6 protein-coding genes and 1 pseudogene are annotated in these 11,754 nt (G+C 51.2%); 2 read left to right on the top strand and 5 right to left on the bottom strand.

The genetic code is table 11. From position 1 onward, the window contains the following. Positions 1–12: 12 nt before the first annotated feature. The gene (locus BEN49_RS30795; protein WP_369073202.1) at positions 13–153 is read left to right on the top strand and encodes an integrase core domain-containing protein; all 141 of its coding nucleotides are present in this window, start codon (positions 13–15) and stop codon (positions 151–153) included. 10 nt (positions 154–163) lie between these two features. Here the strand turns inward: BEN49_RS30795 and BEN49_RS04730 are convergent, their stop codons facing one another. The 5 genes and pseudogenes from BEN49_RS04730 to BEN49_RS04715 all read right to left on the bottom strand — a co-directional run bounded on the left by BEN49_RS04730 (position 164) and on the right by BEN49_RS04715 (position 10,226). After that, positions 164–595, bottom strand: a complete 432-nt coding sequence (locus BEN49_RS04730; RefSeq protein WP_070741482.1) for an IS3 family transposase — start codon at positions 593–595, stop codon at positions 164–166. 77 nt (positions 596–672) lie between these two features. Beyond that, positions 673–918, bottom strand: a pseudogene (gene tnpA / locus BEN49_RS04725) (IS66 family insertion sequence element accessory protein TnpA); the annotation flags it as partial. Between the two features lie 346 nt (positions 919–1,264). After that, the gene (locus BEN49_RS26600; protein ID WP_125916529.1) at positions 1,265–1,642 is read right to left on the bottom strand and encodes a hypothetical protein; all 378 of its coding nucleotides are present in this window, start codon (positions 1,640–1,642) and stop codon (positions 1,265–1,267) included. 3 nt (positions 1,643–1,645) lie between these two features. Beyond that, a complete protein-coding gene (locus BEN49_RS04720) occupies positions 1,646–6,352 on the bottom strand; it encodes a DUF6443 domain-containing protein (protein ID WP_158022751.1) in 4,707 nt (1,568 codons plus the stop codon). A gap of 25 nt (positions 6,353–6,377) precedes the next feature. Then, positions 6,378–10,226, bottom strand: a complete 3,849-nt coding sequence (locus tag BEN49_RS04715) for a PKD domain-containing protein (protein WP_158022750.1) — start codon at positions 10,224–10,226, stop codon at positions 6,378–6,380. Between the two features lie 835 nt (positions 10,227–11,061). Here BEN49_RS04715 and BEN49_RS04710 point away from each other — a divergent pair. Continuing rightward, entirely contained in the window at positions 11,062–11,673 is a 612-nt protein-coding gene (locus tag BEN49_RS04710) for a DUF6624 domain-containing protein (protein WP_070741471.1), read from the top strand. The last annotated feature ends 81 nt before the right edge of the window (positions 11,674–11,754 follow it).

Raw genomic sequence — 11,754 nt, 5'->3', positions numbered from 1 at the left:
GTTTTTTCGGACCTGACCGACGCCCAGGCCAGTGTCGACGAGTATTTTGACTACTACAATCACGAGCGCCTGCATTCCAGCCTTGACTACCAGCTACCCTATCTTGCTCACCAACAGCTTCTTCAACTTAACGCCCTAAACTGTCCAGCCTAATCGGACCACCTCATTCGACTAGCCGGGCTAGCACTTGCACGACCCGGGCGGCGGGCAGGGAGAAATCAATTTCGACGCCCAGCAGCTGCCGGTTGTAGTCGTCGAACACGTTGAGGGTGCGAAACCAGCGGCTGTCGGTCAACACGTCGCTGGTGAAGTCGAGCGACCAACACCCATTGGCGGCTTCGGGCACAGCCAACGGCTGCTTCACGCGGGCGGGCAGGCGCTTTTTTAGCCGCCGGGGCAAGTGCAAGCCCATCGCCCGGTAGATGCGCCAGGTACGCTTGTGGTTGATGGACAGGCCGTTTTTGCGCAGCCGGTGGTGCAATTTCCAAAAGCCCCAGCCCGGGTGCCGCCCAGACAAGGTCCGCAGGGCTTCCTGCACCGGCTCGTCTTTTTCGTTCGCCGGCCGGGTGGCGTAACTGCCTCGGCACAGGCCCACCAGCGTACACGCCCGGCGCTGGCTCCAGCCTTTTACTACTAAGCCCTACGCTGCTTGGCGCCGCGCCGCAGGGCTGGCTACTTTTTTCGCAAAATCTCCTTAATGGCTTGATTATCTAGCCTTAAGTCCGCGAACATCTGCTTGAGCCGCCGATTTTCCTCTTCCAGGTGCTTGAGCCGGGTCAGCTCGGCGACGCTGGCCCCGGCGTACTTGCTTTTCCAGCTGTAAAATGTGGCCTCGCTCAGGCCGTGCTCGCGCACGATTTGGGCCACCGTTTGCCCGCTTTGCTGCTGTTGCAAAATCGCCACAATTTGGGCTTCGCTGAATCGTCCATTTTTTCATGGGGCAGTCGTTGAGTAGTGAAAATACGCTTTTCTCCACTTCTGACTGGTTCTCTATTTAGAGAAGCGTACACTTGGTGCTTGCTCACGGCCGATTCAATAGTGTGCCGCCTAATGTTATTTTTCCCGACTAACTGGCGCATTTTCAACTTATGCGCAGAGAAATAAATTTTCCATCTGCTTGGAGTGATGGTCAACCCGTTTTAGAAAAAAAAGTATTAGTTCACTGTCGGTTATTACTGGATTACCCCGGCGAATGTACGCTTCTATTAGATAGTTTCTGAGCTAAAAGTTGTCAATCTATTTTAGGGCGAGATGCTAAAGGTTTTTATTCGAAAATGTATGTATTATCGGTATCTAAATAAGGTAACTCATAGGTTTCTTTCATAGCACTAAGGATACTCAGGGCTTTGTTTCTAATGTTTTTCCATTTTTGATCATTCAAAAAAGCATTTCGATCCCATAATTGTGGATTATTAGCCATTTGATCAAAATCTGTGTCTAATGAGAGAAGCTGCTCATAAATTTCTGACGATATCTCCTTATTGATAAGTAATACATTTGCTTGCTGAACAGCATCAGAGTAGTCTAATGCTACCTCATCTGCAACAACAACTTTGTCGTTATACAGCTTTTCCTGTATACTCCCGGGCGTAGCAACGAGGCGCAGAACATTGACTACGTGATTAAAAAGAGCCGTTTTCAATTTCTAAAAAATTTCTGGTGAATTAGGTAGATTAGGTATGCCTTTGACTTTCCAATAAGGTAAAGGTCCGTGGTGCCCACCTCCAGGATGCCACTGTATTAATTTTCCAGAAGGATTTCCATTGGGTAAGTATTGTTTGATAACCATCCCCCTCCCAGCCTGCGAACCTTTTCCTAGCGTTTCTACTCTCCATCCGGGAGTATCACCAAGTAGATCTTTTATTTCTGATGGTGACCGACCTCTTAAAAGTTCAGGATTAGCGTAAACGTCTTGTATAGTCTCCAATTGCACTCCAACACGTCTTGCAGAAGAACTAGCTACGTCTCCTGCCTTATTACCAGCAAAAGAATTCATCTGATTCCCTGCATCATCCACAGCACCGTCGAATATAGTTTCCCCATTCTCTAATTTAGCAATTTGGTCATCGCTCAGTGGGCTAGCGTCCGAAGGAGGTGATGCTGTTTGTAAAGGCGCCTCTCCCAGTGGGGACGGGGCCCATCGGCCTTTGAGGTAGTTCACCCCTTTCACGGCCCCATTAATCAGGCCGCCCGCCGCGGCCCCAATTGCCGTGTCGTAGAGCATTTGCTTCAAAGAATAAGGATCTTGAAAATATGCTGTGTTGCCGATGCCGCCGAGGATACTGCCATAGGCCGCTCCTACAGCCCCGATAATTGCACCACCACCAATCGTAGCAGCTGCTCCGGCCCCGTAAGCCGTAGCCACTGCCCCAGCGGCGGCCCCACCCGTGACGGCGGACAAGGTGCCTGCGGCCGCGCCAATACCGAATGCCACCAGCCCGTCCCGGAACCCGTGTGGGCTGGAGTTGATTTTCCCCCAGTGGGCGGCCACGTTTATAATGCCGCCCACTAAGGCAGCCCCGCCAATGACAAGGAGCGGTATAATTTTGCCGTCCGGGTCGGTGTGCACGACCGGATTGTTGCCCATGGCGAGGTAGGGCGACGAAAATTGGTCAGCCGGGTCGGGCACGTGCCACCGCCCGAGTTGCGAATCGTAGTAACGCGCCCCATGATCTACCCATTCTAGCCCGTCGTCATCTAGGCGCTCCTGGTTCCCGTACTGCTGCTTGCAGTCCGGCGTCCCCGCTACTTCAATGTCGACCAAATTTTGGCCCCACGGATCGTAGTGGTTTTCTTGCACAATCATCGCCACGGTGGTGGTACGCAGCGTAAAATCGTCCAGCCATACGTCTTTGGGGCTGCCATTTTGGGCCGATGCAACCACATAGCCGTCTTCCTTTGCTTTAAAACCAACCACTAGTTGCTGCCAGGCGTTAGCTGCGTCATGTTCCAAGTACTTTACCTCGGAGGCGACAAGCACGCTGTCTTTGTCGTAGAAGTCGTACTTGATGCTGGCGCGTGGCACTTTTTCCGGGCGCTGGAACAGGTGTGGAATGGCCGCCCAAGTCAAGGTTAGGCCGGCGGCCAATCTTGGAATAAGGCTGCGCCTCGGTACGGCTTGGCCATCTCTCGTCGCACTTGGGGCGTCGGTATTTGCAGCTACCGCCACAGGCAACAGGGCCGGCCACACCCCTGCTTTCTTGAGCACGTCGTAGCGGCCATATGCCTCGAAATGAAGGCTATCGCCTGCGTGCACCTGCACCGAGGCGCTGGGGCCGTACATGCGCTGGACCTGACCAGCATTAAGACGGGCGGCGTAGCTACCCGTGTGGGCATGGTTGGGATCAAACTGGCGGGTAGCGTTCAGGTTATCGAAAGTCTTTGTTTCTTTCTCCGCGTTGACTGCTTCCATTGTGGCAGCCATGCGTTGCACCGGGGCTTGACCTTCGTCGCGGAACGCAATGCGCAGGTTACCCAAATGGTCGCGGATGTGATATTCCTGAATCCATCGGCGGGTGGCGTTGTCGGGCGTGGTCCCGTAGAGGGCCCGGCCGGTGGGCGTAGCCACGGACAGCGCTGGGCCGGGGACCGTGGTGTATACAAAACCATTGACGTAAGTGATCTGCGAATTAGTGCTGCCACCGGAATGGATTTGACTAAACTTTTCGCCCGTAGCGGAGTACGTAAAGGAAGTACTCGCAGTAGCCCCCACCTTGACCTGGCTGGGTAAATCCAACTCATTGTAGCTAACGGATAGGCTTTTGTTGGCGTCGCTGGCCATGTTCCCATTAGCGTCGTAAGTATATTCCTCGCCAGAGGACGTAACGTCTTCAAAGTCGTTGGGCGCATCGGAACGACCGGCTTGATCAACCACGCTACGCAATTGATTGCCGCCAGCGCTACCATAGTTATACCGTAACTGGTCTATAGGCCCATAGATCGGTAGTCCCCCTGCGCTAATAGTGCGGCGACCAACCCGGTTCATCTGGAGGATGTTGCCGTTTAAATCATACTTGATGTCGCTGGTAGTAAAACGACCGATGCTACTGGCACTGCCATTGATGCCGACATCGTCTTTTTCGTCGGTCCATCCTGAATTGTAAGCCGCGTACTTGGCGTCTATGATCCGGTTGGCGTTGTCGTACCGGTAAGCAAAGCTCCGTAACTTGTTATCCCGGCGACTTTTCCATAGACTTTCGGCAATGTTGCCATTGTAGCAAGCGGCCGTCGAGCCGGTTTGTAAGTCCGTATCGTATTTTAGTTCAAGGCCGAATAAATCGGGTTCTGCGTCTAGGTCGTCGTTGGTCGTTACTCCATCTTGCAAATCTCGATTGTTAAGGCAGCTCGGCTGCCCTTTGGTATTGTATCGATAATCAATGGATTGTAAGTACTTTCCACTAGCAGGATTGAACCCCAGCTTCTCGTCAACAAGTTGGCCTAGTTCATTATATTCCTTTTTAGATAAAAGAATCTCAGCAGCACCATCCTTTTTATTGAACCACGCAAACAATTCGTTGGGAGAACCATCATCGTAATAGGTGTAGCGATAAAGAATAGTGTGGGTTGGCCCACTCGCCGTGACATTGTGGGCAGTATAGGTCTTGATTATTTTGCCTGGATAATCATATTCAGTGGTAACCCGATCAACGTTGCCCAGTTGATTTTCTTTTGTGGTTTGAAGAATACGTGCTTTGTCGTTGTAGTACGTAACGGCAATGAGCCAATTATTCGACCCAAGGATACGTGTTTGAATAATAGTAGGGAAACCAACGGTCAGAGTAGAAGCCGCGTTGGGACTGCTTAAATCACTGGATGCTTCTTGCTTGTAGCGCAACCGGTCCTGTGAAGCATTTAGAAAACTATAATTATCAAAGTAATTGACCGTGTATAAATCGGTGCCGGCAGCAGTCGCAGGCCATGACTTAGTCAATGTGTAGCCAATCCGCACGGTGGCAGTGGCATTATCATTACTGCTCTCGTAACGACCAATGGTACCAGCGGCAACGGCGCTTTCAATGTCGGCCGTGAGTTGCTCCCCAGTGCGAGCAATGTTAATTTGACCGGTAATAATAATTCGGTTCAACTCGTCATACTTAGCAAATTCCCATTTGCCTTGCTTGCGCTCGTTGCCATCCTGCGTAGCTACGGGACGATCCCAACGGTCGTAAACCGTGTATTCCCATGCTTTACCAGGCGCTTTCTTACTTGTTTTTCTTCCTCGGTAGTCAAATTTGAAGAGATACGCCCATCGGGCTATAAAATCACTATTTAACTGTTCACCGGCACTTACAATTCTCTTCACGCCTTCCGGAGACATAATCATCACCACACGACCGGCTTGATCGTAAGCGTATGAAGTTATCATGGATACTCCGGGGCTCACCAGTACCTCAGTGGCAACTAATTGCCCAAGCATGTTGGTATATTTCCAACTAAGCTTGCCGTCTTCATCAGTCAGTTGATTAACTGTAATTGTCCGAGCTGGCGCTATGCTGCTGGTTGCTGTCCCAATAGTCCCCTCATCACTTGGTGTATAAGTCCATAGAGTGATTTCAGCGCCGCCGCAAGTACGTGTTATGGCACGCTTTGTATGACCTTGAAAAGTAGATTTTCCATCGCCATCCTTTGCGATTTGCCATGACGTCCCTGGCGCGCCTTGCTCAATAATTTCACTGCTAGGAGTGTCTTCGTATACAGATTCAGCATAAGTTAGCCCCCCCGTCTCACGGGCTATTTTTCCTGGTCCTGAGTTGGAATAAAAGCTTTGTTGGCTGGTTAAGGCATCTGCTTTATACAAGCCATCGGCGCCACTGGTATATGGTAAGTACTGCCGCAACTGTTGTCCGGTAGCAGTGTAGTCATAGAACTTAACAACATCGTGGTTGCTGGGACTGGCTTTAACAGCAATTTGCTGGGTAGGCCGCATTAACCCGTCCATGTAGACGATTGCGCGACTCTTTTTGGTTTGTGCAAAATCTACATCTGTCTCGGCTAGTACACCCGCTTGCAGTATGACGTCCTGCTGGATATAATTCTGGTCAGGGCTCCCCGACCCTGGCAGCACAGTGACGCGAATAGGGGCAGACAAAGAAGTGGTGCTGCCATTGCTGACTTGGACTCGGTAGTAGCCCGGGGTCGTGACAGACAAACTGGGTTGGGTACCCACCACATCCGCATTGTTGCGCGTCCAGCGGTACGAACTGTACCCTCCAGGGCCTGTTAAGGTAACAGAGCCGCTGGGCGTGAGTGCCAAGGGACCACTGGCTGTAATTGTTGCTTGCGCTTGGCAACGAGGAATTATTCCAATCCACACGCAGCCGGCAAGCAGCAGAACTAATAAAAATGATTTCATAGCCAAACGGTTGGGGCGTGCTATATTAATAAGGACAGTTCGGCGAACTGACGTAACTGGTAAACTGGTCTTGGTACACCGAGTAATTTCCGCAAGCATCGGTCACCGTGCAACGAACCTGCACCTTTCGAGGCCATCCGTGGTAGTAGCTGAAAGTGTTGCTGCGGTTACTGGCATCGACCCAGGTACCCCAACTGCTGGTTCCGGTGTTGTATTCGCTCGTTTCCCAACGGTAAGTATAGCCGCTGCACCCTTGCTGCGGTTGCAACGTAATGCTCACGGTGCGCTGCTGCCCACTGCTTTTGCACAAATCCAGATTAGTAGGACCACTGTAAGTGGCATATACAGTTAATTGGTTGACAATCAGCACGGAAAGGGTTTTCTCCACGGGATTAAATCCCGGAGCTTCGGCCACCACTGTAAGCGGGTAGGTGCCGCTCTGCGCGTAGGTGTGGGCCTGGACGCCGCTGCCCTTCACTGTGCCCCCGTCCCCAAAGTTCCAGGTGTAACTAATGTTTGTTGCGCACCCAGGCGTGGCCACGGAGAAGGTGAGCGCTGTGCCTGCATAGGTATTTCCACCCGTTTGTGCCACAGACGTCACTATTTCCTGTATCGTCGCGGTTGAATTATTCTTGGTTCGGCTTAAAATATTTCCACTAGCGTCCTTTGTCAGCAAAGGCTGGTTATTGGCGTCGTACTCATAGTACGTAGTCACATTATTTTGGTCAGTAGTGGACGTTTTGCCAACGAAGGGCTGGTACGTGGCCGACGTCATGCGGGCATTTTCGGCGTGGAACCGCACCTCGTCGACTAGCACGTTGCCGCTGCCCGAAACAATCCAGGGGTAGCACTGCAGGTCTATGTTCTGGTTGACAGGCAGCGTAGCGCTAATCGCAGGATCGTCCAAGTCAACCACAATCCGGTACTGCTGCCATTCCTGATTACTACTAACTGGCAGTTCGACGCCCCGCCACGAATTGTTGCCGCTCGGAACCGCCACAATAGTCGTCATCACCAATTGGGACTGCCCGGCTTGGCCCTTGGGCACTTTTGCCCAGCAGGATAGCACGTACTTGCCATGCTGGTCTTTAGGCACTAATGTGAACACTTTGCCGGGGCCATACATGGCGTTGGCTGCCGAAAGCTGGACACTGCGTAGGCCCGTTTTGGCTTCGTAAACGTAAGTACCGTTCCACCCCCATTGATTGGGATTCCCATCATCTTCAAAACTGCTGTGCCCGGCGGTGGCCACCCCATTGCCAAATTTACCGTTGACTACCGTCGCAATGGGCAGCAGTTGGTTATGGGCTCTCAGCGTACCGGTCCATAGCCCTGCCGCGGTCTGCAAGTTAATTGTATTGCCGTACTCGTCAAACTCAACCGCCTGCACTTGGTACTGCCGCTGATTTACGCCGGAGGCGGGGTCCCAGAAGCCTGTGCGCACGGGACGCACGTAGTTGCTACTATTGGGTTGGTATTCGTAATAGCTGAAAAGGGAACCCTTCTTGTTTCCGGCGGCATCTAAGCGGTATTCTTCTTTCTGGATTGCACTTGCGTAACTCCGGGCATTAATCAATTCCACCGGTGCTCCCCCATCCTTTACTCTTTGGTACGCCGTCACCTGGGCATCGCCTCCTGCGGGGTTGTATGTCTTTATTGTCCAGACGAAATAATTTTTGTAAGTATACTCCGTGACCTGGCTTTGTGAAGCAATAGCTGCCGGGTTACCTCGCCGCTGGTCAAAGCGCACAACGGTTTGCCGAAGTAAAGGAATCCAACTACGTTCGTGCTTGTATACCTTGGCGTTATAGTAGTAGTTGTACATGATGTAGCCAAACGCGTACCGCTCTTTGCCGACGACAACGGACTTGAGCGGGGCAATGTCCGGCTGGGAAAAATCGTATTCGTTGGTTGTTTGGCTTACCGAGCGACCCGTGGCGTCTAAGTCCACCTGTTGCAGCACCAAACCGCGCTTATGCGCGGCACTGTTCAAGATGCCGTAGGGACGTTGGTCTTGCGGCAGGCCCAAGTAATCACCGGCCCGGTGCGGAGCCAGTGGATCGCCGTTGCAACTGCCACCGTCTTTGGTTGGCAGTCCCCCCGCAGTATAACAACCTAAATCGGTGTTATAAGGATCCGAGGTGACTTTAACCGATTCCGAATTGTATGCGTCAGGGTAATCTTGTGCGGTTGTGAATTGGTAAGCTGTTTGAGAACCGTTCGCGTGCCGAACCGTGACCCACTGGTAATGGATGTAATCCAGAGCAACAGGTTCTATTGGATCACTGCTACGGTAAAGAAACTTGTCAATCAAGTCGTCTTGCGTATCACAAATATTTAGTTGCTGGCCATAACCGCCCCATCCCCCCGAATAAATGGTCGAGAAACGCACCTTTTGCCATTCGAACAGTTGCGGCGTTTTTACGGGGGGAGCGGAAGAAGTAGCAGAGAAGGTGCCAGTTGCCGGGAAAAACGTATTGTAATTGAGGCTGAACAACTGGTCTTGAGCCGAATTAACGCCGTTATGAATGCGTAGTTGCTCTAAGCGCACCCCTCCAATCCTAGCGCCGGTTCCATCGACTTGACGACCGTACGTTAACTCTGTGTAGGCCCCGGTCCCGTGTTTGATTTTGTAAAGGATGCCGTTTTGAGCCGTAAGGCCAGCGGAAGGCGTACGGTCCCCGTAGGCATAACGTGCCTCTACATACGGCAGCAGCTGCCCGCTCGTATTGTCATTGAAGTAGCCCCAATAGTCGCGGTTCGTGGCCCTACGCGAGACCGACGGCCCATATTCACGGTAGGAAAACTCGGTGCTTGTGGCCTGACAGCTATTACTTCTATTTGTGACCTTATCCAGGCGCAACCGTACATCTTCTGCGCTGGTACTCGATGAAGAGCCAAAGTAGCTGTAGCTGAACAGGAAACTTTTAATCGAAGCGCCTGCCCGATTATAGAGCTCCACCTTGTTCAGCGCTTTTTCGCCAGGGGCGTCCCGCCGGTCGTACAGGTCCCGGTAAAAGCGAACGTAACCAGTAGCCGAAAAAATGTATGAAATACTGTAGGCCGACGTTGGCTGGATGGTGGTAGTGGTTTCGTATTGGTTATCGAGGTAGCTGTTTGCAGTTGGTGATGCTGTTTGGCAATTCTGCTCTGATGAGTTACAACCAGTATAAGCGATGGTATTATGGGCGTAATTTTTGTAAACTACCGGCGCAGCGTTGTAGTACTGATAAGAGAAGCTGATTTCATCACCCGTCGCGTCCTGGATCTTGGTTAGATGCCACTTGGCAGTGTACGTATAATCGTCTTTACCCGAAAGATTGCCTGTGCGCACTTGCTTGGTTTCGGTCTGGACGCGAGTGCTTGACTGCTGGTCAAATGTGTATTTCGTGCCTTTTGAATCAGTAGCCAAAAAAGAGACAATCCGACGGCTTCCTGTGCCCGTCCAATAGCGTGGCTCAATCGTTATTGTGCGGTCATTTAAAACGTAAACTTCTGATTGTAAAGGGGTCCCTTCAGGAGTGTTAATAACAAAATCTGCTTGCATGCCTGGTGCAATCAGGTGATAAACATCGTATTCGGTATCTTTTCCTTCGCAAAACTTGCGGGCGGGGCCCGTCCCCCCGGTGCGGTTGATCAGGGTTGCTAACCACGTCTTCGGTTCTGTATCGAATTCGTCGGGCCGTCCTCGTACCTCGCAACTGACGTTGCCCCCGGCGTTCAAGGCCCAACCGGTTCCCACTTCTGAAGCGACGCTGGTGACTTGCACCCCGTTACCGGCCACATAGCTTAAGGAAATGGCAACGTGCAGGTTCCGACTTGGCAATTCACACAAGGGGTACTCAGGGCTGGCTGTTCCTGTAAATAAGTTCACGGAGACCCCCCCTATAGCTGCGGTTCCGAACCCTTTTCCACTAAGAGGTTGCGCAACTGCTCGGTCCCTTTCGGAAAAATCTTGACCACAAATCGGGGCTAAGTTTAACAGGCACAGGGCTAGGACGACCAGCCAGTGGGCTGGGGACAAGGAGGCAAGCATACAAGCGGGTAGAATTGTAACGTATATGACGTAAGCAAGAAACTTGAGTAAGAGAAAAGACCTCCTCAAGCTGACGGAAAGCGATTAGGAGAGCACCTGGTAGGAGAGGTGAAAAGGTGACAAGGATTCGGGAACTTATCAATGCTGCACACGGAATACCCGTTGAGTCACCAGCTGGGGTGAATAATTGCCGAACGCCCGTAAGTAATTAAAGTGGGTACACAATAGTAGGAACGGAAAACAACGGTAAGGAATTTTAAGCAGAGAGACCATCCCATAAAATGCCGTTCTTGATGCTGTAGAGGCGATTATGAGAAAAGCAGGTTGTTTCTTAGTAGGTAAGCAGCTTTTGCTCATCTCACATATCAACCGCTTATTCTTAATTCACAAGCTGACTTATCGAAGTAAAACAGGTATTTTTTGGCGGTCCAACGGGCTTACCGTTTTTTTCTGTTCCTGCTATTGCGCGACTCCTTGAGAGACTTGAAAGGCATCGGTCATGAACGGCTTAACTTTTCAATATTCAAACTTAGCCGTTGCTTCATCCTTTTACAAGTAAAAATGAAAAATAACTGAATATGTAATTTTTTAATAAGACACCTATCATAAACTCTAGCAAAAGCCCTAACTTGCCGACACGTACAACTGCCATTTTTCATAAAGCTGCTTTGCTATGAAACCATTGATACTCGCTGTATTTACAGGGGCTACGTTATTATCTATCCCGGTGAGCGCTCAGAAGAAAATAGAACAGCCGAACTTCCAAAGCACACTGGATAGCATATACAGAGTCGAGGCACAAGTGTACCAACGATGGGCTAGTGCGCAAGGCGATAGTGCCCGGACAATAGCTGAACGCGCCTGTGCGAGCACCATTGAACGGGACCAATACCGAATACGCGACCTCACGGCCCGGTACGGCTTTCCCACTTATACCATGGTAGGCCAAACTACTTCGCAGCGTTTTGGGGAATTAGTACTGCGCTATAACCGTCTCCCAGAATTGCAACAGCGTCTTCAGCGACTAATGGCCAAGGAGATCAAGAAAGATAACGTCGATGATATGATGTTTGCCATCCTGACCGACGTAATAGAATTGGGCGCTGGGCGGCCACAAGTATATGGGACGCAACTGGCATATCAGGGCGATAACGCTGGCCTAGTGGCGCGGGAACCACTCCTCGAGCCGGCGAAAGTAAATATCCGACGCGCCACCTTGGGACTTGCCCCTTTAGAAGGTTTTTTAGATGATCAAAAGGCCAAACATAAGCCTACAACTAAGTAAACATCGAACCCATACTGGCCTGTAGAGCATGTACCTTCGGGCCATGTGTTATTTTTCTTCTGCCCACTTTGATCACGAGTT

Origin of the sequence: Hymenobacter coccineus (genome assembly GCF_001816125.1) — a bacterium.
Classification (GTDB): domain Bacteria; phylum Bacteroidota; class Bacteroidia; order Cytophagales; family Hymenobacteraceae; genus Hymenobacter; species Hymenobacter coccineus.
The sequence above is the reverse complement of the archived record's forward strand: the minus strand, read 5'-3'. Positions and strand labels throughout refer to the sequence as shown.

Coding starts and splice junctions, on each gene's coding strand:
- BEN49_RS04720 (WP_158022751.1), bottom strand. CDS start 6,352: ATGAAATCATTTTTATTAGTTCTGCTGCTTGCCGGCTGCGTGTGGATT.
- BEN49_RS04710 (WP_070741471.1), top strand. CDS start 11,062: ATGAAACCATTGATACTCGCTGTATTTACAGGGGCTACGTTATTATCT.